Origin of the sequence: Micromonospora sp. NPDC047134, assembly GCF_040643455.1 — a bacterium.
Classification (GTDB): domain Bacteria; phylum Actinomycetota; class Actinomycetes; order Mycobacteriales; family Micromonosporaceae; genus Micromonospora.
Window position 1 is genome coordinate 53406 of sequence record NZ_JBEYUI010000008.1, and the last position, 23406, is coordinate 76811.

Annotated in this window: 23 protein-coding genes; 13 read left to right on the plus strand and 10 right to left on the minus strand. The window is 71.9% G+C overall.

Annotated features, from left to right (window positions below):
- The first annotated feature begins 13 nt into the window (after nucleotides 1–13).
- Nucleotides 14–217, plus strand: a complete 204-nt coding sequence (locus ABZ795_RS12615) for a cold-shock protein (protein WP_013288855.1) — start codon at nucleotides 14–16, stop codon at nucleotides 215–217.
- A gap of 304 nt (nucleotides 218–521) precedes the next feature.
- On the opposite strand, the gene ABZ795_RS12620 is transcribed toward ABZ795_RS12615, so the two are convergent.
- The gene (locus tag ABZ795_RS12620; RefSeq protein WP_357530395.1) at nucleotides 522–911 is read right to left on the minus strand and encodes a hypothetical protein; all 390 of its coding nucleotides are present in this window, start codon (nucleotides 909–911) and stop codon (nucleotides 522–524) included.
- Between the two features lie 63 nt (nucleotides 912–974).
- Between ABZ795_RS12620 and ABZ795_RS12625 the strand changes: the two genes are divergently transcribed.
- On the plus strand, nucleotides 975–1784 hold the full coding sequence (locus ABZ795_RS12625; protein ID WP_357530396.1) for a hypothetical protein: 810 nt from the start codon (nucleotides 975–977) through the stop codon (nucleotides 1782–1784).
- A 275-nt stretch (nucleotides 1785–2059) separates the two neighbouring features.
- Nucleotides 2060–3682, plus strand: a complete 1623-nt coding sequence (gene groL / locus ABZ795_RS12630) for a chaperonin GroEL (protein ID WP_327023867.1) — start codon at nucleotides 2060–2062, stop codon at nucleotides 3680–3682.
- 53 nt (nucleotides 3683–3735) lie between these two features.
- Here the strand turns inward: groL and ABZ795_RS12635 are convergent, their stop codons facing one another.
- The 3 genes from ABZ795_RS12635 to ABZ795_RS12645 all read right to left on the minus strand — a co-directional run bounded on the left by ABZ795_RS12635 (nucleotide 3736) and on the right by ABZ795_RS12645 (nucleotide 6770).
- On the minus strand, nucleotides 3736–3975 hold the full coding sequence (locus tag ABZ795_RS12635) for a hypothetical protein (RefSeq protein ID WP_357530397.1): 240 nt from the start codon (nucleotides 3973–3975) through the stop codon (nucleotides 3736–3738).
- A 125-nt stretch (nucleotides 3976–4100) separates the two neighbouring features.
- A complete protein-coding gene (locus ABZ795_RS12640) occupies nucleotides 4101–4232 on the minus strand; it encodes a hypothetical protein (RefSeq protein WP_327023869.1) in 132 nt (43 codons plus the stop codon).
- A 129-nt stretch (nucleotides 4233–4361) separates the two neighbouring features.
- Complete coding sequence (locus ABZ795_RS12645; RefSeq protein ID WP_357530398.1) at nucleotides 4362–6770, minus strand: S8 family serine peptidase; 2409 nt, start codon at nucleotides 6768–6770, stop codon at nucleotides 4362–4364.
- Nucleotides 6771–6890: 120 nt separating this feature from the next.
- Here ABZ795_RS12645 and ABZ795_RS12650 point away from each other — a divergent pair, with 120 nt between their 5' ends.
- Both ABZ795_RS12650 and ABZ795_RS12655 read left to right on the plus strand, forming a co-directional pair.
- Nucleotides 6891–8708, plus strand: coding sequence for a glycerol-3-phosphate dehydrogenase/oxidase (locus tag ABZ795_RS12650; protein ID WP_357530399.1), 1818 nt, complete (start codon nucleotides 6891–6893; stop codon nucleotides 8706–8708).
- An 85-nt stretch (nucleotides 8709–8793) separates the two neighbouring features.
- Nucleotides 8794–9294 carry a hypothetical protein gene (locus ABZ795_RS12655; protein WP_327027394.1) on the plus strand — a complete coding sequence of 167 codons (501 nt, stop codon included), beginning with the start codon at nucleotides 8794–8796 and terminating at the stop codon, nucleotides 9292–9294.
- Between the two features lie 3 nt (nucleotides 9295–9297).
- Here the strand turns inward: ABZ795_RS12655 and ABZ795_RS12660 are convergent, their stop codons facing one another.
- A complete protein-coding gene (locus ABZ795_RS12660) occupies nucleotides 9298–10698 on the minus strand; it encodes an FAD-linked oxidase C-terminal domain-containing protein (RefSeq protein ID WP_357530400.1) in 1401 nt (466 codons plus the stop codon).
- A 69-nt stretch (nucleotides 10699–10767) separates the two neighbouring features.
- Here ABZ795_RS12660 and ABZ795_RS12665 point away from each other — a divergent pair, with 69 nt between their 5' ends.
- The gene (locus ABZ795_RS12665; protein WP_357530401.1) at nucleotides 10768–11151 is read left to right on the plus strand and encodes a DUF4031 domain-containing protein; all 384 of its coding nucleotides are present in this window, start codon (nucleotides 10768–10770) and stop codon (nucleotides 11149–11151) included.
- On the opposite strand, the gene ABZ795_RS12670 is transcribed toward ABZ795_RS12665, so the two are convergent.
- A complete protein-coding gene (locus ABZ795_RS12670) occupies nucleotides 11045–11698 on the minus strand; it encodes a metal-dependent phosphohydrolase (protein ID WP_357530402.1) in 654 nt (217 codons plus the stop codon). The two genes, ABZ795_RS12665 and ABZ795_RS12670, sit on opposite strands and share 107 nt — an antisense overlap.
- A gap of 133 nt (nucleotides 11699–11831) precedes the next feature.
- Between ABZ795_RS12670 and ABZ795_RS12675 the strand changes: the two genes are divergently transcribed.
- Both ABZ795_RS12675 and ABZ795_RS12680 read left to right on the plus strand, forming a co-directional pair.
- The gene (locus tag ABZ795_RS12675; protein ID WP_357530476.1) at nucleotides 11832–13046 is read left to right on the plus strand and encodes an FUSC family protein; all 1215 of its coding nucleotides are present in this window, start codon (nucleotides 11832–11834) and stop codon (nucleotides 13044–13046) included.
- 27 nt (nucleotides 13047–13073) lie between these two features.
- On the plus strand, nucleotides 13074–14564 hold the full coding sequence (locus ABZ795_RS12680) for a PrsW family intramembrane metalloprotease (protein ID WP_357530403.1): 1491 nt from the start codon (nucleotides 13074–13076) through the stop codon (nucleotides 14562–14564).
- A 26-nt stretch (nucleotides 14565–14590) separates the two neighbouring features.
- Here the strand turns inward: ABZ795_RS12680 and ABZ795_RS12685 are convergent, their stop codons facing one another.
- Nucleotides 14591–14758, minus strand: a complete 168-nt coding sequence (locus tag ABZ795_RS12685; protein ID WP_013736159.1) for a hypothetical protein — start codon at nucleotides 14756–14758, stop codon at nucleotides 14591–14593.
- A 116-nt stretch (nucleotides 14759–14874) separates the two neighbouring features.
- A complete protein-coding gene (locus ABZ795_RS12690) occupies nucleotides 14875–15213 on the minus strand; it encodes a co-chaperone GroES (protein WP_357530404.1) in 339 nt (112 codons plus the stop codon).
- A 114-nt stretch (nucleotides 15214–15327) separates the two neighbouring features.
- Between ABZ795_RS12690 and ABZ795_RS12695 the strand changes: the two genes are divergently transcribed.
- Nucleotides 15328–16677: an AI-2E family transporter gene (locus ABZ795_RS12695; protein WP_357530477.1), complete on the plus strand. Its 1350-nt coding sequence runs from the start codon at nucleotides 15328–15330 to the stop codon at nucleotides 16675–16677.
- Between the two features lie 4 nt (nucleotides 16678–16681).
- Here ABZ795_RS12695 and ABZ795_RS12700 read toward each other — a convergent pair whose 3' ends face one another.
- A complete protein-coding gene (locus tag ABZ795_RS12700; protein ID WP_357530405.1) occupies nucleotides 16682–18826 on the minus strand; it encodes an ATP-dependent DNA helicase in 2145 nt (714 codons plus the stop codon).
- Nucleotides 18827–18963: 137 nt separating this feature from the next.
- Between ABZ795_RS12700 and ABZ795_RS12705 the strand changes: the two genes are divergently transcribed.
- The 3 genes from ABZ795_RS12705 (at nucleotide 18964) to ABZ795_RS12715 (ending at nucleotide 21462) form a co-directional block, all read left to right on the plus strand.
- Entirely contained in the window at nucleotides 18964–19470 is a 507-nt protein-coding gene (locus ABZ795_RS12705) for a DUF402 domain-containing protein (protein WP_327023876.1), read from the plus strand.
- Nucleotides 19471–19820: 350 nt separating this feature from the next.
- Nucleotides 19821–20447 carry a DUF47 family protein gene (locus tag ABZ795_RS12710; protein WP_327023877.1) on the plus strand — a complete coding sequence of 209 codons (627 nt, stop codon included), beginning with the start codon at nucleotides 19821–19823 and terminating at the stop codon, nucleotides 20445–20447.
- Nucleotides 20448–20451: 4 nt separating this feature from the next.
- Nucleotides 20452–21462, plus strand: a complete 1011-nt coding sequence (locus ABZ795_RS12715; RefSeq protein ID WP_327023879.1) for an anion permease — start codon at nucleotides 20452–20454, stop codon at nucleotides 21460–21462.
- A gap of 63 nt (nucleotides 21463–21525) precedes the next feature.
- Here the strand turns inward: ABZ795_RS12715 and ABZ795_RS12720 are convergent, their stop codons facing one another.
- Nucleotides 21526–22494 carry a Gfo/Idh/MocA family oxidoreductase gene (locus tag ABZ795_RS12720; protein ID WP_357530406.1) on the minus strand — a complete coding sequence of 323 codons (969 nt, stop codon included), beginning with the start codon at nucleotides 22492–22494 and terminating at the stop codon, nucleotides 21526–21528.
- Between the two features lie 80 nt (nucleotides 22495–22574).
- Between ABZ795_RS12720 and ABZ795_RS12725 the strand changes: the two genes are divergently transcribed.
- Nucleotides 22575–23405 carry an NUDIX hydrolase gene (locus tag ABZ795_RS12725; RefSeq protein WP_357530407.1) on the plus strand — a complete coding sequence of 277 codons (831 nt, stop codon included), beginning with the start codon at nucleotides 22575–22577 and terminating at the stop codon, nucleotides 23403–23405.
- Nucleotide 23406: the final 1 nt, after the last annotated feature.

Consider the following 23406-nt stretch of genomic DNA (forward strand, 5'->3'; position numbering starts at 1 on the left):
TGAGGACAACACCGTGGCACAGGGCACCGTGAAGTGGTTCAACGCCGAAAAGGGCTACGGCTTCATCGCCGTCGACGGCGGGCAGGACGTATTCGTCCACTTCTCCGCGATCGAGATGGACGGCTACAAGGCGCTGGACGACGGCCAGCGGGTGGAGTTCGAGATCGCCCAGGGCCAGAAGGGGCCCCAGGCCGAGCGGGTACGCGTCATCGCCTGAGTGCATCCCCACCCAAGCTGGCAGACCGCCGGCACGGGTGCGTGGTCGCGGCCGGAGGGGGGCTGCGGGACGGATACCTCACAAGGGAAGATCATGGACCGGATCCAGCTGTCGCTGAGGAGGGTTCATGTCCGACCAGCCACCCCCGGCAGGTCCGCCGCATTCGTCGCCTGAGGAACCGGCGCCGTCTGTCGGCGCCTCCGGTTGGCAGCCCACCGACCCGACCACGCCAGCCTCGCCGTCGGCGGATCCGGCCGGAAGCGGCCCGCTGTCGCCACCGCCCTCTGGTGAGTCCGGCCCGCCGTCAGTCCCACCTCCGAGCGGATTCGGTCAGCCCGAGGTTCCGCCCCCTGGTGGGTCCGGTCAGCCCGGGGTACCGCCACCGGGCAACCCGCCACCCCATCCCGGCTATCCCGGCCAGCCGACCCCGCCGGCCGACCAGCCGTACCCGCCGGTCCACCCGGGATATCCAGGCCAGTCGCCCTACCCCGGCCAACCGGGGTATCCGGGCCAGCAGGCCTACCCGGGTCAGCCTGGGTATCCGGGCCAGCCGGGGTCCCCGGGTCAGGCGGCCTATCCCGGTCAGCCGGGGTACCCGGGTCAGGCCGGGTATCCGGGTCAGCCGGGGCCGGCACTCTATCCGGGGCAACCGGTCTATCCCGGCCAGGCCGGGTATCCGGGGCAGCCCTTCCATGGCTGGTACGACCCGGCGGCGCACGGGTTCGACCCGGCCGACCCCCTGGTCACCCCACCCGGGGTGGGGCTGGGTGCGTGGTTCGCCCGCTGCCTGGGTGCGGTGCGCCGGGGTTGGCAGCTGCTGCTGCCGATCCTCCTGGTGACCCAGGTGCTGCCGGCGGTGGCGCTGTCGGTGCTCGCGCTGGTCTTCGATCCCTCGGCCAGGTGGGATGCCGAACTCACCGCCGACTCCACGGCCCTGCCCGCCAACTTCGGGGTCGACCTGGCCATCTGGCTGTCAGTGCTGCTCGGCGGAAGTCTGATCTTCGGCTTGGTGCAGTGTGTCGGCTGGGCCGCCGGCGCCTGGGTGGTCACCCGACAGGCGGCCGGCGAGCAGGTCACCCTCGGCGGCGCCTTCGGCTATGGCCTGCGTCGGGCGCTCGGCCTCTGGGGCTGGAGCTTGATCTTCACCCTGATCATGACCCTCGGCTTCTGTCTCTGTTTCCTGCCCGGTGTCTACGCGGCCTTCGCGCTGGCCATGGCCGGCCCGGTCTACCTGTTCGAGCGCCGTGACCCGATCGGTCGCTCCCACCGGATGCTGCGTGACCGGCTGGGGCTGCTGCTCGGCCGGGTGGCACTGACCGGCGGGGCGGTGATCGCCCTCGGGATCGTCGTCGGCATGGTGGAGGGGGCGGTACTGACCCCGTTCGGCACCGAGCCCCTCGCCGCCATGGACACCGCCGTCGGTGCGGTTCTGGCGATCGGCGGGGCGGCCCTGTTGGGGCTGCCGGCCTACCTGGCTCAACTGGTCGGGCTGCTGGTCACGTACGCCGAGCAGCGGGCGCACGAGGGGCCGGTGAACAGCGGGCAACTGGCTGCCGAACTCGGCTGAGCCGGGCCATCGTGCTTGCACTCGGCAGGTGAGAGTGCTAAACAAGTCATTGGCACTCGCATGGCGTGAGTGCCAACTGGTCGGGACGGTGGGGCTGCGGTCGCACTCGTGGCATAACTGCGGGTGAGGCACGTGGCCGGTCGTCGCGGGCTATCCGGCCCGGCCGAGGAGACGTCGTCGTCGCCAGGTGGCGACGTCCCAAGGTGCGTACACCAGACGGTTCATCCGGGCCACACACTCGGGTGGCCCGTGAGTGTCCAGGAGGACAACGCCGTATGGCCAAGATGATCGCGTTCGACGAAGAGGCGCGCCGCGGCCTCGAGCGGGGCATGAACCAGCTCGCCGACGCCGTGAAGGTGACCCTCGGCCCCAAGGGCCGCAACGTGGTGCTCGAGAAGAAGTGGGGTGCCCCCACCATCACCAACGATGGTGTGAGCATCGCCAAGGAGATCGAGCTCGAGGACCCGTACGAGAAGATCGGCGCTGAGCTGGTCAAGGAGGTCGCCAAGAAGACCGACGACGTGGCCGGTGACGGCACGACGACGGCGACCGTCCTGGCCCAGGCTCTCGTTCGCGAGGGTCTGCGCAACGTGGCCGCCGGTGCCAACCCGATGGCCCTGAAGCGGGGCATCGAGGCTGCGGTCACGAGCGTCTCGGAGGAGCTGCTCAAGCTCGCCAAGGACGTCGAGACCAAGGAGCAGATCGCCTCCACCGCCTCCATCTCCGCCGGTGACAACACCGTCGGTGAGATCATCGCCGAGGCGATGGACAAGGTCGGCAAGGAAGGCGTCATCACCGTCGAGGAGAGCAACACCTTCGGGCTGGAGCTGGAGCTCACCGAGGGCATGCGCTTCGACAAGGGCTACATCTCGGCCTACTTCATGACCGACCCGGAGCGTATGGAGGCCGTCTTCGACGACCCGTACATCCTGATCGCGAACAGCAAGATCTCCTCGGTCAAGGACCTGCTCCCGATCCTGGAGAAGGTCATGCAGTCGGGCAAGCCGCTGCTGATCATCGCCGAGGACCTGGAGGGCGAGGCCCTGGCCACCCTGGTGGTCAACAAGGTCCGGGGCACCTTCAAGTCGGTCGCCGTCAAGGCGCCGGGCTTCGGTGACCGCCGCAAGGCCATGCTGACCGACATCGCCATCCTCACCGGTGGCCAGGTCATCAGCGAGGAGGTCGGCCTCAAGCTGGACGCCGCCGGTCTCGACATGCTGGGCCGCGCCCGCAAGGTCGTGGTGACCAAGGACGAGACCACCATCGTCGACGGTGCCGGCGACGCCGAGCAGATCCAGGGCCGGGTTAACCAGATCCGGGCCGAGATCGACAAGAGCGACTCCGACTACGACCGGGAGAAGCTGCAGGAGCGGCTGGCCAAGCTGGCCGGCGGTGTTGCGGTGATCAAGGTCGGCGCGGCCACCGAGGTCGAGCTCAAGGAGCGCAAGCACCGCATCGAGGACGCGGTGCGCAACGCCAAGGCCGCCGTCGAGGAGGGCATCGTCCCGGGTGGTGGCGTCGCGCTGGTGCAGGCCGGCAAGACCGCCTTCGACAAGCTGGACCTGGCCGGCGACGAGGCGACCGGTGCGCAGATCGTCAAGATCGCGCTGGACGCCCCGCTGCGGCAGATCGCCGTCAACGCCGGCCTTGAGGGCGGCGTCGTGGTCGAGCGGGTTCGCAACCTCGACGCGGGTCACGGCCTCAACGCCGCGACCGGCGAGTACGTCGACCTGCTGGCCGCCGGCATCATCGACCCGGCCAAGGTGACCCGTTCGGCGCTGCAGAACGCCGCGTCGATCGCCGCGCTGTTCCTCACCACGGAGGCCGTGGTGGCGGACAAGCCGGAGAAGACCCCGGCCGCCCCGGCTGCCCCGGGCGGCGGGGACATGGACTTCTGAGTCCAGCTCCAACGCCGAGAAGGGCGGGCCGCGTCAGCGGTCCGCCCTTCTCGTCATCTCGGCAAGGGGCGTTGGTTACGCCGCTTCTGCGCCCGGTCGTACGGCGGGCGGTGCGGCACCGGCTCGTCCACCAGGATCAGTGGCTCCTCGGGTGGTTCGGCCGTCCCGGTCATCTCCGCCAGTTGCTCGGCGTCGCCGTAGTCCAGCCGGTCGATCGGCAGTGTGCCCGGTAGTTCAACCGGGACCCAGCTGACCGGCGACGCCTCGTGGGCCTGATCGTCGTCCGTGGTCATGGCTGCCTCCTCTATCCGAAACGGTAGGGGGCGTCGATGACCTGGGTGGGTGAACGGTGCTATCAGAGCTTATGCGCGGTTCGCCTGCCATGTCTGATCCGAGGTGCGACGACGCGCAGACCCGCTCATGGTGAGGTGCTGATGCCCACCCGGAAGCTCAACGGATCCTCGCCGGAGGATTTGGTGACCGACTGGATCACTCCGCAGCACAGGGCCACGACGAGCGCCGGCACCCCCAACAGGACCAGTAGCGCCATGCCGCGCCACCGGGCAGTCGATGGCATCAGGGGAGCCGCCCCGGACGAATGACCGTGCATGAGCTTGCAAGATAGCAGCTGGCGAACATCTTGTGACCCCTTGACGAAGGGCGCTCACGTTGGGTGAGGTCAGCTGCGGGCGGCCCGCACGGCCGCGTAGGCGTCCACCAGGCCGGCGCCGATCACGTTCTGCCTGCCACCGCAGGCGTCGGTCCGCTCTCCCGAGTCGGTACCGCCCTGCACCTCGGTGGCCGTGGCCCGCAGCAGTTGCCGGGTCCGATCCAGATCCCCTACCAGCTCCGGATTGGCCGACCACATCAGCGCGACCACCCCCGCCACCTGGGGAGTGGCCATGGAGGTGCCGTCCAGCCTGGCGTACCCGCCGCCGGGCATCGCGGAGAGCACCTCCGCGCCGGGGGCCATCAGGTCCGGCTTGGCGGCCCCGGTGGAGGTCGGGCCACGGGAGGAGAAGGCGGCCACCCGGCGCTGCTGGTCCACCGCACCGATGGTGAGCACATCCGGGTACGGCGCGGGCGGGTCCTGCACCGAGCGGCAGAACGGGCCACTGTTGCCGGCCGCCGCCACGACCAGTATCCCGGCCGCCTCCAGGGCGTCCGTGGCCGGCCGTAGGGTTGCCGGGTCGCAGCCCTCGATCGGCGGGCAACCCCACGAGTTGGTCAGGATCTCCGGGGCCCGGGCCGGGCGACCCGCCGTGAAGGGGTCACCCCCGGCGGGGAAGGGGGCCAGCATGAACTGGATACAGTCCAGGTAGGCGGCCGGATTGCCGAGGTTGCGGTCCAGGTTGACGCAACCCACCCAGTCCGCCCCGGGGGCCACCCCGATGCCGCCCTGCCCGACCGCGCTGCCGGTGGTGTGGGTGCCGTGTCCATTGCGGTCGGTCGGGGTACGGGTGCCGTTCCAGGGATCGAACCAGGAATCCTCCCCGCCCCGGAAGTTCCCGGCGAGAGCCGGGTGCCCCCCGTCGACCCCGGAGTCGGAACTGCCGACCGTCACCCCGGCTCCGGTGGTCCCCAGCTCGGACCAGACCCGGTCGGCGCCGATCATGGTGATGTTCCAGGGCGGTCCGGTGGGCGCGGGGGCCTGACCGGAGGCGGACTGCGCGGGGGAGGGCAACGGCCGCAGCCGCTGGCTGACCAGCACCCTGGCCACTTCGGGTCGGCCGGCCAGCCAGGCCCGTACCCCCGGCCCGCCGTCCACCTCGACCGCGTTGACCAGGTAGTAGGGGGTGTGGTCCAGCCGCAGTCGGCGCAGGTCGCGGCGCAGGTCGGCCTGGGTGCGCTCGGCGGTGGCCACCAGGCGCCGGTAGACCTCCTCGGCACGCAGGTCACGGCCCGCCTTGCCGGTGCCGGCCGGCAGGCCGGTGAGATCGGCCTGCTCGCGCAGCACCACGAAGAGTCGCTCGCCGTGCAGGCCGGGTTGGCCGGCGGCGGCACCGACCCCGACGACCGCGATCAACACGGCCAGGGCGGTCAGCCCGGCCACCGCCGAACGCGGCGGGCGGGTCGCCGGTCGGGCCAGCAGCAGGCCGTACCCGACAGCCAGCACCAGCGCGATGACCAGCCCGGCACCGGCGGCCACCGCCACCCAGAAGGGCAGGTCCCGGGAGGTGACCAGCAGCAGACTGATCTCCTCCGGGTCGGTGAAGGCCAGCGGACCGAACACGGCCAGTCCGACCAGCCAGGAGGTCGAGGTACGGCCTGCGGTCTCGGGGGCCCGCTGGGCCAGTGCGTGCAGGGCCCCCAGCGCGAAACCCACCGGGGGCAGCGTCACCAGCAGCGGCAACTGGGCGCCGGACTGGCCGGTACCGGCCCCGACCAGCAGCAGCACCACCCCGGCGACCAGCCCGCCCAGCAGAACCAGCCGCATCGGCCGGGGGGACCGCTCGCCGGTGAAGTGGCCCCAGAACCGGGCGTCGAGCAGGGCCGCCGCCAGCGCCCCGACCGCCGCTGCGGCCAACCCGGCGAGGAGGGTCTCCAGCAGGCCACCGAGGGCGCCGATCCAGACCCAGGGCAGCAGCAGGGTCAGCCCGGCGGCCACCGCCAGCCGGGTGGTCACGGACCGCCGCGGCACGGCCGACTGCGCCGGTGCGCTCCCCTGCCCGGTACGCCCCAGCCGCCGCGACACCCACCTGGCCGCCAGGGTCAGCAGGGTGGCCGTGACCGCCAGCGCGGCCAGGTACGCCTCGTGGTGCACCGGGGGGATCGCGCGCAGCAGCCCGAGCGCCCCCAGGGCAAGGGCTCCGGCCAGCCAGGCCCGCCCGGTTGCCCGGATCGCCGCCGAGCGGGGCACCAGGGCCAGTGGCAGGGTGGCCGTACCGATTGCCAGCGCGGTGATCAGGCTGGCCAGGGGCCAGAGCAGGGCCAGCCGGTCCAGGGCGGCGATCAGCATGATCTGGTCGACGGCCCATCCGCCGGCCTGGGACGCGACGGTGACGGCGACCGTGCCGCACCCGACCAGGACGGCGGCGACGACCGCCCAGGGGCTGCCCGGGGCGTCGGATGAGTAGTCCGCCCGCATCCGCACACCCTACGACGTGGGTCGCACCCCGGCCCTGGCCTCGGCACCAGAGCGGGCGGAGTAACCGCCCCGCCCCGGCGGTCAAGGTCGCTGCTGCGACCGGAGGGCTACCGTGGAGCGATGCGCGATCCACACCTTCCGCGATCCGTCGCCGGGCAACTCTCCTCCTCCCGCCGGGCTGATGACCTGCGTCGGCTGCGGGGTGAACGCTTCGATGTGCTGGTAATCGGCGGGGGTGTGACCGGGGCGGGGGCGGCCGTCGACGCCGCCTCCCGAGGGCTGAAGGTCGCCCTGGTGGAGGCACGGGACTTCGCGGCCGGCACCTCCAGCCGGTCCAGCAAACTGATCCACGGTGGCCTGCGCTACCTGGAGCAGTTGGAGCTCCACCTGGTGCACGAGGCGTTGACCGAGCGGGGACTGCTGGCCACCCGGTTGGCGCCGCACCTGGTCCGCCCGGTGCCCTTCCTGGTGCCGCTGCCCGCCGCCGAGGGCGTACGCGGTCTGCCCGCCCGGATCATCCGACGGGCCTACTACGGCGCCGGGGTGGCCGCGTACGACGCCTTCGCGGGTCTGTTCGGTGGTGGCCGGGGGATGCCCCTGCACCGGCATCTGAGCCGGGAGGGGGCCCGCCGGGTCTTCCCCAGTCTGCGGGCCGAGGGGCTGGCCGGGGCGATCCGCTACTACGACGGGCAGGTGGACGACGCCCGGTTGGTGGTCACCCTGGCCCGTACGGCCGCCAGCATGGGCGCGACCGTGGTGAGCAGTGCCCGGGCGGTCGGGCTGATCCGGCAGGCCCGGGAGGTCACCGGGGTCCGGGTGCGTGACCTGGAGGCACCGGAGGGTTCCCCGGAGGCGGAGTTCGAGGTGCAGGCCCGGTCGGTGATCGCCGCCACCGGGGTGTGGACCGACGACATGTCCCGGATGCTCAACGACGTCGGGCTGCGGCCGGGCATCCGGGTACGGGCCTCCAAGGGGGTGCACCTGGTGGTGCCCCGCTCGGCGATCACCGGAGACACCGGGTTGATCCTGCGCACGGCGACCAGCGTGCTGTTCGTCATCCCCTGGGGTGGGCACTGGATCATCGGGACCACGGACACCGACTGGCGGCTGGACCGTTCCCATCCGGCGGCCTCCGCCAGCGACATCGAATACCTGCTGCGGCAGGTCAACACCGTGCTGGACCGGCCGCTGACCACGGCCGACATCGAGGGGGTCTACGCCGGGCTGCGTCCGCTGCTGGCCGGCGAGGCGGACTCCACCTCCAAGCTCTCCCGGGAGCACGCCGTCATCGAACCGATGCTCGGCCTGCTGCTGGTCGCCGGGGGCAAGTACACGACCTACCGGGTGATGGCCGCCGACGTGGTCGACCGGGCGGTCCGCCGGCTCGGTTGGCAGCGGCCCTCGCGTACGGCTGATCTGCCGTTGCTAGGTGCCGACGGGTACGCGGCCATGTGGCGGGACCGGGCCGACCTGGCCCGCCGGCACGGGCTGCCGGTCGGTGTGGTGGAGCACCTGCTGGAACGCTACGGCAGCCTGACCCTGGACCTGCTGGCCCTGATCGACGCCGATCCCCTGCTGGCCTCCCCGTTGGCGGGGGCACCGGAGTATCTGGCGGCCGAGGTGACCTACGCGGCCCGGGCCGAGGGTGCGTTGCACCTGGAGGACGTGCTGACCCGGCGTACCCGGATCTCCTTCGAGACCACCCACCGGGGGCTGGAGTCGGCCGAGCACGCGGCCGAGTTGATGGGCGCCGTGCTGGGGTGGGACGCCGACCGGCGGGCCCGGGAGGTGGCGCATTACCGGGCCCGGGTGATGGCGGAGCGGCAGTCGCAGTTGATGCCGGACGACGCGACTGCCGACGCGGCTCTGCTGGGTGCCCCGGACGTGCGAGGCTACGCCGCAGACCGAGGTGTCGACGATGCCGGGCTGGCCCGCTGAGGAGTCCATTTAGGGCAGTGTTCACGGCGGATGTCCACCTGACGGGTTACGCGCGCTACCTACGGTGGGGTAAGTTCCGCGCGTGATGGCGCTTTCCTGGTCACGGTTGGCTACCGGCTCCGCCTCCGCCCTGTTGGCGGTCGCCCTCGTCGGGTGTGCCCCGTTCGGCGACCAACGCCAATCGGCGGCGGCCGGCGGGGCGGGCTCCGCCACCAGCGGCAAGCAGCGGGTCAGCCTGTTGCAGAACGAGGGCACGGACGGCCCACTGCGCACCCTGAACGTGGAGCCGGACGGGCGCTGGGAGTGTGTCGACTGCGCGGGCGACGGGGTGACCTCCACGGGCATCCTGAGTCAGGAGCATTCGGAGCGGCTGCAACTCCTGCTGGCCGATCCGGCGCTGGTGATGGAGACCGACGAGGCGCGCGGCTACAAGGTCACCTGCATCGGGGCCCTGACCTCCAGCCTGCTGACCACCTCCGGGTTGATCACCTCTCAGGACTGCCCCGGGGAGGAGCGCCCCCCGGTGGCGGAGGAGATCCTGCTGCTGCTCACCCAGAACACCCCCGCCCAGCTCACCTCGCCCTGAGGCTCAGAGCACCTTGCCGGGGTTGAGCAGACCGGCCGGGTCCAGGGCAGACTTGATCGCCTGGTGCACCCGTACCCCCACCGGCCCGATCTCGCGGGCCAGCCAGTCCCGCTTGAGCAGGCCGACCCCGTGCTCCCCGGTGCAGGTGCCGCCGAGGTCCAGGCCCAGGCGCATGATCTCGTCGAAGGCCCGCCGGCCGCGTTCCAGGCTGGCCGGGTCGGCCCGGTCCACCACGATGTTGGGGTGCATGTTGCCGTCCCCGGCGTGGCCGACCACCCCGATCGGCACCGCGCACTCGGCCGCGATCCGGGACACCCCGTCGAGGAGGGCGGCCAGGGCAGCCCGGGGCACTGCCACGTCGTCGATGATCAGTCCGCCGTTGCCGCCCGGGTAGACCTCGGCGGCGTACTTCTCCATCGCCGGATGGGCCAGCCGGCGGGCCTGCAACAGGGCGGCGGCCTCGGTCGCGTCGGTGGCCGCGTACACCTGCTCGGCACCGGCCGCCGTGCAGACCGCGGCCAGTTCGGCCAGGTCCTCGGCGGCCCGGGGGCCGGTGTCCGCGGCGGCCAGCAGCAGCGCCTCGGCGTCGGTGCGCAACCCCATCGGCCGGTACGCCTCGATCGCCACCAGATGGGTGCGGTCGAGCAGTTCCAGCAGGCTGGGGGAGAGGCCCTGGGCGGCGATCCGGGCCACCGCCTCACCGGCCGCGCCGGTCGAGCCGAAGACAGCCACCAGGGTCAGCGAGGCCGCCGGGGCGGGCCGCAGAGCCAGGGTCACCTCGGTGATCACGCCCAGGGTGCCCTCGGAGCCCACGAACAGCCGGGTCAGGTCGTACCCGGCCACCCCCTTGGCGGTACGCCGCCCGGTGCGCAGCACCTCGCCGGAGGCCAGCACCACCTCCAGGCCGAGCACGTACTCCGTGGTGACGCCGTACTTGACGCAGCACATCCCGCCCGCGTTGGTGGCCACATTGCCGCCGATGGTGGAGGACTCCCAGGAGCCCGGATCCGGCGGATACCACAACCCCTGCTCGGCCACGGCCGCGCTGAGGGCCGCGTTGACCACCCCGGGCTGGACCACCGCGATCCGGCTCACCGGGTCGATCTCCAGGATGGCGTTCATCGCGGTGGTGCTGAGCACGACCGCGCCGTCGACCGCGTTGGCCGCCCCGGCCAGCCCGGTCCGTGCCCCCTGCGGCACCACCGGTACGCCGTACCGCCCGGCCGCCCGGACCACGGCGGCCACCTGCTCGGTGCTGCGGGGGCGGGTGACCACCAGGGGGGTGCCGGCGACGCACAGGTCGGCCTCGTCCCGTTCGTACCCACGCAGCAGGTCGGGGTCGGTGAGCACCGCGTCCGGCCCCAGGGCGGTACGCAGGTCTTCCAGGAGGGGGGAGGTGGCCATGTCGCCGAGGCTACGACCGGTCGTCGGTGATCATCAACCGGCCGTCCCGCACCCGGTACGGTGGCGGGCGTGATCTACCTGGACCGGCCCGCCTGGCCGGCACGCGGTCGGCTCTGGTCCCACCTGATCAGTGACCTCTCCCTGGCCGAGCTGCACGCGTTCGCCGAGGCGCTGGGCGCACCCCGGCGCGGCTTCGACCGCGATCACTACGACATCCCCGCCGAGCGATTCGACATGGCGGTCTGGCTGGGGGCGCAGGTGCGGCCCAGCCGGGATCTGGTCCGCCTGCTGTACGCCGCGAACCTCCGCCGCCCCAAACACCTGCACCGGGTGCCCGCCCAGCCGGTCAGGCGAGGCGTACCCGCTCCCTCAGCGCGGTCAGCTCTCGGGTCAGGTTGGCCCGGGCCTGCGGTTCCCACCGGGCGGCCGGCGCAGGGAGACGGAAGAGGGTAGGCAGGGCCAGCAGGTTGCCGAGCAACTGGGCCCGACCGATCCGGTACGCCTCCCGGGGCACGTGGGCGTACTCCCGGCGGATGGCGGCCGCGTACCGGTCGTACTCCGGTGCGGGTGCGGCCAACACGGCCAGGTCGGCGTCGCAGAGCAGCACCCCGTCGGGGTCCGCCGGGTCCACCTGGTGCCCGGCGGTGCGCATGATCAGCCGGCGCACCTCGGCCACCTCGGGTTCGGGCAGTCCGGTGCGGGCCAGCAGCACCCCGGCCAGATCGGCGCTGTCGCGTTCGTTGCGGTCACCGGCCGCCCTTGGGTCGTACACCGCGTCATGACCCCAGGCGGCCAGCCGGACCAGGTCCGGCCGCGACCCCTCGGAGGCGTACCGGTCGACGACATCGAGCACAGCGGTCAGGTGGCTGACCGTGTGGTAGTGCCGGTGCGGCTCCCGCCACCGTTGCAGCAGTTCGGCACCGGTCGCCTCGATCGCGGCCGGGTCGGTGGCCCCGGCGCCCCGGGTGGCCCTCCGCCACCGTTCGATCAACTCGACCACCGGGCCAGTCTGCCGTACCGGGGCCGGGGCCGGGGCCGGCGGTAACGCCGAGGATTGTCCCCACCCAGCGCGGGTAGACGCGGCCATGGTGGTGGCCCGGGAGCGACGATTTCGGCTGGTGCGCCGCGACCGGATGCGCAAGAGGCTGCTCGACGGGGACTCGGCGCGGGTGTCCGAGGCCGTGGCCCAGGTGCGCCAACGGGGCAGGGCGACCCTCAGCGACCGGGTGCACCGAGTCCGGATGGCGCTCGGCCTGGCCGTCCAGGCGGGTCTGGCGGCCGGGCTTAGCTGGATCGCCGCGCATGAGGTGCTGGGCCACCCGCAGCCGGTCTTCGCCCCGATCGCCGCGGTGGGCACCCTGGCCGCGTCCGTCGGGCAGCGGTTCCGGCGGACCCTGGAGCTGATCACCGGGGTGGCGGCCGGGGTGGCGATCGGTGATGTGCTGGTCCACTTTCTCGGCACCGGCCCCTGGCAGCTCAGCCTGGTCGTCACCGTGGCCATCCTGCTGACCATCTTCGCCGGGGGCAGCGTCGGCATCGTCATCCAGGCGGCGGCCACCGCAGTGCTGATCGTGACCCTCAGCCCGACGGTCGAAGCCCTGGAGGTGCCCCGATTCGTCGACGCCTTCGTCGGCGGCGGGGTCGCCTTGCTGGTCACCGCGATTCTGCTGCCACTCAATCCGTTGCGGGTGCTCAACCGGGCCGCCCGGCCCGCCCTGGACCTGCTGGCCGACCAACTCGATGCCACCGCCGAGGGGCTGCGCGAGCGGGACCGGGAGAAGATCCAGGCGGCGATGGAGCGGCTGCGCAACAACAAGGACGAGTTGGCCACCCTCAACGAGGCGATCCAGGGGGCCAAGGAGACCGCCACCCTCTCCCCGGCGCGTTGGCACCGGCGGGGTGAACTCACCCACTATGCCGAGTCGGGTGACCCGATCGACCGGACGATGCGCAACAGCGGCACCCTGATCCGGCGCGCGGTCACCCTGCTGGAGGACGACGAACCCGTTCCGGAGCCGTTGCCTCAGGCGATCACCCGTCTAGCGGAGGCGGTTCGCCTGCTCAAGCGCGAGTTCGCCCAGGGCCATGAGCCCCAGTACGCCCGGGAGTGGTCCCTGCGCGCGGTCAGCGAGGCCGGTCAGGCGTACGCCGCGGGGGTCGGCTTCTCCGGCAGCGTGGTGGTGGCCCAGGTCCGTACCACCGCCAGTGACCTGATGGTGACCTCCGGGATCAGCCAGGAGGAGGCGAACCAGCTGGTCCGGCAGTCCTTCGGCGAGATCGACCGGCCCGGCGCACCGCCCGGCCCTCGGCCCACGACGAACCCCTCCACCGCCCCGCCGGTCGGGTGAGCACGCTGGTGGCCCTCGTTGCCGCCGATGCGCCCGGTGGGGCGAGCCGGGGATGACTACGCTGACCGCATGGCCGACACCCCGTCCGGCGGGCCCCTGCCGCCGTCGCCGCCCGTGCCCGTCGCACCGCCCGGCGGCTTCGGGGCGACCGGAATGCCGCGCCGCCGGCTGGGTTGGCGGCGTGCCCTGGTGCTGAGCGGGGCGATCCTGCTGATCGCGGCCTGCGCGATCTTCATGCTCTTCACCCTCGGCACCAACCTGGGCCCGGAGGCGTTGCTGATCGGCACCGCCGCCGCGATTCTGCCGGTTCCGGTGCTGGTGGCCTGCTTCCTCTGGCTGGACCGGTACGAACCGGAGCCGCTGAAATACCTGATCTTCTGCTTCGGCTGGGGTGCCTTCGTCTCCACCGCGGCATCCCTGCTGGTCAACGAGACCGCCGCCGGGTGGTTCGAGGATCAGGGCCTGCCGGTGGCGCTCACCGCCGTGCTGGTCGCCCCCTTCATCGAGGAGTTGACCAAGGCGATCGCCCCGATCCTGCTGCTGGTGTTCCGGCGTCGGGAGTGGTCCGGGATCACCGACGGCCTGGTCTACTGCGGGTTGTCCGCGCTCGGGTTCGCGATGGTGGAGAACATCCTCTACCTGGGCGGGCACGGGTACGCCTCCGGCGCGGAACAGTACGGCCCGGCCACCGGGGCGCAGCAGGTGATCGCCATCTTCATCGTCCGGATCCTGCTGTTCGGCTTCGCCCATCCCCTGTTCACCGCGATGACCGGTATCGGGCTGGGCATCGCCGCGCGTACCGCGGACCGGCGGGTCCGGGTGCTGGCCCCGATCGCCGGTCTGCTGCTGGCGATGATGCTGCACGGGGCCTGGAACCTGATCCCGACCCTCACCCAGGCCACCGGCCAGGTGCTGATCTCCCTGTTCGGGTTCGTCGGGGTGATGGTGCCGATCTTCTTCGGCATGGTCGGCCTGGCGGTGTGGCTGCGGGCCTGGGAGGGCCGCCTGACCGAGCGGATCCTGCCGGACTACGTCCGCGCCGGCTGGCTGACTCCGCCGGAGGTGGCGGCGTTGAGCAGCCTAGGTCGGCGACACGCGGCCCGGGCCTGGGCCCGCCGGGTGGCCGGTGACGCCGGGTTGCGCGCCATGCGGGGCTACCAGTTCGCGGCCACCCGGCTGGCCCTGCTGCGCGACGGTGCCCTGCGCGGGCTGGATCGCAAACCCGCCGATCGGGAGCGGACGGCGCGGGAGGAACGGGAGCTGCTGGACTCGATCAGCGCGTACCGGTCGTTCTTCGTGGGGCGGGACCCGCAGGCACCGGTCGGCGTCTGGGACGGCCACCGCTACCACCTGCGGTTCCCGGACGGGTCACAGCGGGTGGTGCCGGCCCCGGAGGATCCGGTGGTCCCGATCCCGGTAGTGCTGGCCGCACCCCCGCCCCCGCCGCCCTACCCGCACCATCCCCCGCCGGGCTGGTACGGGCCCCGCCCGCCGGCACCCTGGCCACCGCGGTACTGAGCGGTTCGTCAGGGCCTGCGGGGCGGTCAGGTCATCAGGCTGGTCAGGAAGTCGCCGAACCCCTGGGCCATCATCACCAGGGCACCGCCGATCGCCTTGAACATCTGCGCCGCACCCTCGGGCCGGAAGGCCATGAAGTAGATCAGGAACGCCAGGCTTCCCCAGGCCAGCACCTTCTTGACAAATACCGGCATCGTCCCTCCCCAGGGCCGGTGGTGCGGCTGGCTTCCCGCCGGGGAGCGCGGCAAACGGCACTGGGGGTCTCACTGCGATGCCGGGGCGCAAGCCACCGGCCGGGACGGGCCCTGGCTCAGAGGTAGAGCCCGGTGCCGTTCTCCTCGATCCGTTCGGCGGCCACCGCGTGCACGTCACGCTCGCGCAGCAGCACGTATCCGCGCCCGTGCAACTCGACCTCGGAACGGTCGTCGGGGTCGAAGAGCACCCGGTCGCCGGAGACGATGGAGCGTACGTTCGGCCCGACTCCCACCGCGGTGGCCCAGGCCAGGCGCTTGCCGACGGCCGCGGTGGCCGGGATCACGATGCCGGCGGTCGAGCGCCGCTCACCCTCGCTTCCCTCCACCCGCACCAGGACGCGGTCATGCAGCAGCCGGATGGGCAGGCCGGAGTCGATGTTCTGGTCGGCTGTCACGCCGCAGACGCTACCGTGTCCTTTCCGGCAAGCCGCCGGTGGTCTGCGATTCACCGGACCGTCGGCGGGGCAATGTGGGGTGGAAACCTGGCCTACCGTCGCGTCTTCGGGCGTATCCTGTCCGCCCTGGCGCCGTTGCGGGCCGAATCATGCCGGGAGGTGCGCTTGAGCCGATTCGAGCGGTTACGCGGGCGGCTGCGCCGCGCCTACGAGTCGGGCCGGGACTCGGTCCGTGCCGCGCGCAACACCCCGCCCTACGTGCCCGAACCGGCCCGGACGGCCTCCCCGGAGGAACCGGGCCCGGTGGCGCCGCCGGCGGCCACCGTGGTCGGGGCGGAACCCGGCCCGGCCCTGCACCACTCCACCTCCAGCCGGGACGACGCGGACGTGCCGCACGCCCTGCGCATCGCCGCCGCCTGGTCGTGGCGGCTGATCGTCGTCGGGGTGGTGTTCTGGGCGCTGGTGAAGCTGGTCAGCACCATCAGCATCGTGATCATTCCGCTGGCGGTGGCGATGCTGCTGTCGGCCTTGCTGGCCCCGGCGGTGGGCTGGCTGCTGCGGGCCCGATTGCCGAAGTCGCTGGCCACCGCCGTGGTGCTGGTCGCCGGGCTCGGCGCGGTGATCGGCACCCTGACCCTGGTGGTGAACGAGTTCATCAAGGGCGTGCCGGAGCTGGCCGCCAAGTCGAGCCAGGGCCTGCAACAGATCCAGGACTGGTTGAAGACCGGGCCGCTGCACCTGTCGGACAACGACCTCGACCGCTATCTGGAAGAGGCCCAGCAGTGGGTCAACAACAACACCGAGCAGTTCACCAGCGGCGCCCTCTCCACCGCCAGCACCCTGGCCGAGGTGCTGACCGGTACGGTGCTGGTGCTGTTCGCGGCCTTCTTCTTTCTGCGTGACGGCAACATGATCTGGCGTTTCGTGGTCCGGCTGCTGCCGGTGGCCGCCCGCTGGAAGGTCGACGACGCCGGGCGGGCCGCCTGGGCCACCCTGGTCGCCTACGTGCGGGCCACCGTGCTGGTCGCCTTCATCGACGCCGTGGGCATCGGCATCTTCCTGGTCATCTTCGACATCCCGTTCGCCTTCCCGCTGGCCGCCCTGGTCTTTCTGGGTGCCTTCATCCCGATCATCGGTGCGACCCTCTCCGGCGGGGTGGCCGTGCTGGTGGCCCTCGTCGACAGCGGCCCGGTCACCGCGTTGATCATCCTGGGTGTGGTGATCGGGGTGCAGCAGGTCGAGGGGCACATCCTCCAGCCGTTGATCATGGGCCGGGCGGTGGCCATCCACCCCCTGGCGGTGATCATCGGGTTGGCCGCCGGTGTCGTGCTCGCCGGGATCACCGGCGCCCTGGTCGCGGTCCCGCTGATCGCGGTGCTCAACACCGCGGTACGTCGCCTCGCCGCCCGTACCGTGCCGGACACCCCGCCGGACGCGGTCGTCGTCGCCGCCCGCGCCCCCTGACCCGTCAGCTGTCGGCCAACCGGGCCAGGGCGCCACGGACCACCTCGCGGCGGGTGGTGTACCAGAAGGGGGGCAGCGACCGGCGCAGGAAGGGGCCGTAACCGCGAGCGGTCTCCAACCGCGAGTCCAGCACGGCCACCACCCCCCGGTCGCCGGAGGCCCGGATCAGCCGCCCGACCCCCTGGGCCAGCCGGACCGCGGCGATCGGCACGCTGACCGCGGCGAAACCCGACCCGCCCTGAGCGTCCACGGCCGCCGCCCGAGCGGCGGCCAGCGGCTCGTCGGGCCGGGGGAAGGGCAGCCGGTCGATCACCACCAGTTGACAGGAGTCACCGGGCACGTCCACCCCCTGCCACAGGGACATCACCCCGAACAGGCAGCTCGCCTGCTCCTGACGGAACCGGCGGACCAGCAGCGGCAGGGCCTCCTCGCCCTGCAACAGCACCGGCAGGTCGGTGCGGGCCCGCACCAGCTCCGCGGCCTGGGTGGCGGCCCGCCGGGAGGAGAACAACCCGAGGGTACGACCACCCAGGGCGGTGACCAGTTCCAGCAACTCCTCCCCGGCGGCGTCCGGTAGCCCGGAGACGCTGGGGCGAGGCAGGTGCGCGGCCACGTAGAGGATCCCCTGCCGGGGGTAGTCGAACGGGGAACCGACATCCAGGGAACGCCAACCCGGCCCCGAGTCGGCGTACTGGCGCGGGGCCTGGACGCCGCTGCCGCCCGGGGTCGGTGCGGTGCCGCCCGGCCGGACGGTGGCGGCGGCCAGCGCCTCCGCGGCCGGTGAGGGCGGGCTGGGGGTCGGCGCCTCAAGGCCCAGGGCCCGGGCCACCGTGTCGAAGCGACCCCCCAACGCCAGGGTGGCCGAGGTGGCCACCACGGTCCGTTCGTCGTAGAGGTGGGTGGCCAGGGTGCCGGCGACCGAGAGGGGGGCTACCACCAGGGCCCGCCGGCCGGTGTTGTCGTTGCGTTCCACCCAGGCGACGTCGTGGTCGGCCTCCTCCAGCAGCCGCTGGGCGGTGGTGGACAACTCGTCCAGGACGGCCTTGGCCTGCTGCTTGCGTACCGGGTCTGGGTCGTCCGCCTTGATCTCGCCGATGGCGTCCAGGGCGGCCCGGGTAGCGGAGTCCAGCAGGGTGCACGCCTGCTGCAACGGGCTCGGCAGGCCGCCGGTGAGCCGGCCCACCGGAGCCTCGGCCAGCCCGACCGCCAAGGCGTCACCGGCCTCGGTCAGCGCCTCGGCCGTCTCCGGACGCAGCAACGGACGGGCCCGGCGGGCGGACCGGTCGATCAGTTCCGGGGTCAGCTCCGCCTGGGCGGCCGAGGAGACCCGGTCGGCCAACTCGTGGGCCTCGTCGACGACCAGCAGCCGGTGCGGGGGGACGATGTGCCGCCCGGCGAGCATGTCGACCGCTAGCAGGCTGTGGTTGGTCACCACGACGTCGGCTTCCCGGGCCCGGGCCCGGGAAGCCTCCGCGAAGCATTCCGCACCGTATGGGCAGCGGCCGGCCCCCACACACTCCCGGGCCGGCATGGAGACCAGCCGCCAGGCCTGGTCGTCGACGCCCGGATCCAGTTCGTCCCGGTCGCCGGTGTCGGTCTCCAGGGCCCAGTCCCGCAGGCGTTGGATCTGCTTGCCGAGTCGCCCCGCCTCACCCAGCCACCGGGTGCCCCCGCCCGGCCGCTCGGCCGGTGCGTCGAAGAGGGTGTCCGCCGGCTCGTCCTCGGTCGAGTTCTCCAGCCGGGCCAGGCAGAGGTAGTGGTGTCGGCCCTTGAGCACGGCGTAGGTCGGGCGGCGCTTCAGCAGGGGCTCGACCGCGTCGGCCAGCCGGGGCAGGTCGTGCTCGACCAGTTGGGACTGCAGGGCCAGGGTGGCGGTGGAGATCACCACCGGGCCGTCGACCGTTAGGGCGGGAGCGAGGTACGCCAGCGACTTGCCGGTGCCGGTGCCGGCCTGCACCAGCAGGTGCTCACCGGAGGCCACACACTCCTCGATCGCCGCGGCCATCTGCTGCTGGCCCGGCCGGGCGCTGCCACCGGGCACCGCGCCGACCGCGGCGGCCAACAACTCGGCGCCACCCGGGCGGTCACCGGATCGACGGGATCTGCTGCGGGTCGAGGCGGAGCCGGAGGAGGTGCGGGGCGGGGTCACCGTGGCACGGTACCCGCCGGGACCGACGCCGGCCGTATCGATCGGGTGGTGTTGCGCCGCCTTGAGCAGGAGATCGCCCTTGCGTCCGGTAACTTCCCGACGGCACCGCGTGGGCGTAATCGGTTAGGGTGCGAATCATGCCGAGCGACGTGGTCCGAGTGATCTACCGCAAGTACGACGGCAGCGCTCACCGGGACTATCCGGCCCGTCGCCTGACCGAGGACGATCTCGGCATCTGGTTGGGGGTGCCGGCCGGCACGAGTTCGGTCTATCACGGTCGCCCCTCGGTGGAGCAGATCCCCTTCGTCCTGCTGGTGCCGCACCAGGCCTGGTGGACGACGATGTTCAACCCGCCACCGCGCACCAGCGAGGTCTACTGCGACATCGCCACCCCGGCCCGCTGGGAGGGGGAGGACACCGTGCACCTGGTCGACCTGGACCTCGACGTGGTGCGGCGGCGGGAGACCGGCCTGGTGGAGTTGCGCGACGAGGACGAGTTCGCCGAGCACCGGGCCCGGTTCGGCTACCCGGACGATCTCGTGGTCGAGGCCGAGGCGGCGGCCCGTTGGCTGCTCACCGCTCTGGGCGATGGCACGGAGCCCTTCGCCACCTCGTATCGTAAGTGGCTTGCCCTGGTGCTCTGACCTCGGCGAAGGCACCTGGCCGGGGCTTGCCTGGCGGGAAATTCGCCGACGCCGAGCGGATCAGTCGGCCACGGGTGATGATGCAGCGATGGCGCACGACGGCGTGAGACGTTCGACACCCTTCCTCCCGGGTATCCACCGCTCACTTTCGGCCTCCGGCGGCACCTGGAGGCCCACCGGTGGGGACGGCGGGAAACGATGAAGGTGAACGGAAGTTGAACGGCCGGTGAATGACACCTGACCAGGGGTGGGCCGCCGAATCGCGGGTCCGGGCGTTCCCTAGCATTCCCTCAGCAGGGCGCCGGACAGCGCGCTGACACCCCTTCCGCCGACACGACGAGGTCCGTGCTGTGAGGTTTTCCTTCCGCCCCAACGAGGGCGCCTTCTACGAGCTCTTCACCAGGGCCGCGCAGAACCTGGTCCGGGGTACCGAGCTGCTCAACGAGCTTGCCCTGCCTGATGTCGAGGTGCAGTCGGTCAGTGAGCGGCTGACCGAGGTCGAGCACGACAGCGACAAGATCACCCACGAGCTGTACAAGAAGATCAACTCGACCTTCGTCACCCCGTTCGACCGGGAGGACATCTACCGACTCGGCTCCCTGCTCGACGACGTGATGGACCACCTGGAGGCGGTGGGCAACCTGCTCTACCTCTACGGGCTGACCAAGCTGCCGTCGCTGCCCCGGGAGATGCACGAGCTGGTGAACGTGCTCGACCAGCAGGCCAAGCTGACCGCCGAGGCGATGCCCCGGCTGAAGTCGATGAAGGATCTCGAGGACTACTGGATCGAGATCAACCGGCTGGAGAACGACGGTGACCAGGCGTACCGGATGCTGCTGGTCCGCCTCTTCTCCGGTGAGTACGACGCGCTGACCGTGCTGAAGATGAAGGAGGTCGCCGACGAGCTGGAGGCCGCCTGCGACGCCTTCGAGCACGTGGCCAACACCGTCGAGACCATCGCGGTCAAGGAGTCCTGATCCGGTGACTGTTACTCCGGAGCTCATCGCGGTGCTGGCGGTGATCGGGGTAGCCCTGGTGTTCGACTACACCAACGGCTTCCACGACGCCGCCAACGCCATCGCGACCAGCATCTCCACCCGGGCCCTGACCCCCCGGGTAGCCCTGGGCATGGCGGCGATCGGCAACTTCATCGGCGCCCACTTCGGCGCCGAGGTGGCCAAGACCGTCGGTAGCGGCCTGGTCGAGTTGCCGACCGGGGTGTCCAGCCTCGGCATCGTCTTCGCCGGGGTGATCGGCGCGATCGTCTGGAACCTCATCACCTGGTACTTCGGCCTGCCCTCCTCCTCCTCGCACGCCCTGATCGGTGGTCTGGTCGGCTCGACCGTCGCGGCCAGTGGCACGGTGCTCTGGAAGGGCATCGGCGAGAGCGTGATTATCCCGATGATCCTGTCGCCGATGGTCGGCTTCATCCTCGGCTACATCGTGATGATCGGTGTGCAGTGGCTGTTCCGCAACGGCCACCCGGGCAAGCTCAACCGGGGCTTCCGGTGGGCCCAGACCGCCTCGGCGGCGGCCATGTCGGTCGGTCACGGCATGCAGGACGCGGCCAAGACCATCGGCATCGTGGTGCTCGCCCTCTTCGTCGGTGGCTACCAGAGCGATCCCACCCACATTCCGGAGTGGGCCTTCTGGACCTCGGCCGCCGTGCTGGCGGCCGGTACCTACGCCGGTGGTTGGCGGATCATCCGTACCCTGGGTCGGAAGATCATCGACCTGCGGCCTCCGGAGGGCTTCGCGGCTGAGACGGTGGCCAGTGGGGTGCTCTACTTCAACGCCCTGGTCCTCGGCGCCCCCATCTCCACCACCCACACGATCACCTCGGCGATCATGGGTGTCGGCGCCACCAAGCGGCTCTCCGCCGTCCGGTGGGGGGTGGCCGGCAACATCGTCGGTGCCTGGATCCTGACCTTCCCGGCCGCCGGTTCGATCGGCGCCCTGATGTACTTCCTGGTCCGCCCCCTGTTCAGCTGAGCGGTAAGGAAGGGCCCCCTGTTAACGCCTCGCGTAGTACAGGGGGCCCTTCTTAACACCCACTCAGAGGTACGAGACCCCGATCTGGGCCCGTACCTCGTCCAGCAGCCCCATGATCTCCAGGGTGGCGGAGTGCGGCACCAGCGGGCTCTCGGTCAACCCCTCGGCCAGGCAGCGCTGCACCTCGATGGCCTCGTACTGGTAGCCGGAGCCGACCAGGTCGGCGGCCAGGGTCTCCGGCTCGGCACCCTCCCGGTGCAGCTGGACGGCCGCCGGCCGGAAGAAGGGGTCGGGCAGGTCGATCCGTCCGGCGGTGCCGGTGATCGAGGCGGCGGCCCCGGTGGGACCGACGATGCCGCAGCTCAGGGTGGCCACGGCACCCGAGTCGTACCCGAGGATCATGGCGGTGTTCTCGTCGGTGCCCTCCGGGCCCAGCTTTGCCCAGGAACGCACCTGCTGGGGTGCCCCGAGCAGCAGGTGGGCCAGGCTCACCGGATAGATGCCGAGATCCAGCAGGGCGCCACCGCCCAGTGCACGGGCCCGCATCCGGTGCTCCGGCGGGAAGGGCCCGGCCAGGCCGAAGTCGGCCCGTACGCTGGTCACCCGCCCGATCGCCCCCTCCGCGATCAGCTCACAGACCCGCAGGATGAGGGGGTTGCAGCGCATCCACATCGCTTCCATCAGGAAGACTCCGGCCGCCCGAGCGGTCTCGACCAGCTCGGTGCTGGTGGGCAGGTCCAGGGTGAACGGCTTCTCCAGCAACACCGCACGCCCGGCGGCCAGGCAGGTGCGGGCCGCGTCGTAGTGCGCCACATGCGGGGTGGCCACGTAGATCACGTCCAGGTCGGTGTCGGCGGCCAACTCCTCCCAGGAGGCGTACGCCCGCGCCGCGCCGTGCCGGTCGGCGAAGCGCTGCGCGCTCTCGGCGGTACGTGAGCCGACCGCCGCCAGTTCGGCCCCCGGCACCAGCCGGAGGTCCTCGGCGAAACGGGCGGCGATGTGGCCGGTGGCCAGGATGCCCCAACGAGTCATGGATCGACGCTACCGAAGATCACCACTGGGTCGTACGGCTGATCCATCCGTCGAGACCGGCCCCGGCTAGGCTGCTGGCGATGACGAAAGACCGTGGCTACCCGGCCCCGCCCGCGGTGGTGGAACATGCTCGCCGTTTCTCGACCAGTGGCGACCGGCCGGCGATACCCCGGGTGGCGGCCACCGTGCTGTTGCTGCGCCCGGCCCGGGAGGGCTTCGAGGGGTACCTGATCCGTCGGGTGGCCGCGATGGCCTTCGGCGGCATGTACGCCTTCCCCGGCGGCGGGGTGGACCCCTCGGACTCCACCGTTCATGTGGACTGGGCGGGCCCGGAGCCGGCGAGTTGGGGGGAAACCCTGGCCCTGACCCCGGCCGCCGCCCAGGCGGTCGTCTGCGCGGCGGCCCGGGAGGTCTTCGAGGAGGCCGGGGTGCTGCTCGCCGGGCCGGACCCGAGCCGGGTGGTCGGTGATGTCAGCGACGAGGGCTGGGAAGCCGCCCGCGACGATCTGGAGCAGCGCCGTACCGGCTTCGCCGAACTGCTGGCCCGCCGTGGGCTGACCCTCCGGTCGGACCTGCTGTTGCCGTGGAGCCGCTGGGTGACCCCGGAGTTCGAGCCGCGCCGGTTCGACACGTACTTCTTCGTGGCTCTGCTGCCGGAGGGACAACGGACCCGGGACATCTCCCGGGAGGCCGACCGCACCCTCTGGATGCGGCCCGGCGAGGCCTGCGAACGCGCCAGGGCCGGTGAGCTGACCATGCTGCCGCCCACCCTGGTCACCCTGAGTGAGGTGGCCGCCTGCCCGGACCTGGCGGCGGTGGCGCGCGCCGCCTCAGCCCGGGACGCGGCCACCGCGATCATGCCCCGGTTGGACCTGTCCGACCCGGACCGACCCCGGTTCTACCTGACCTGAG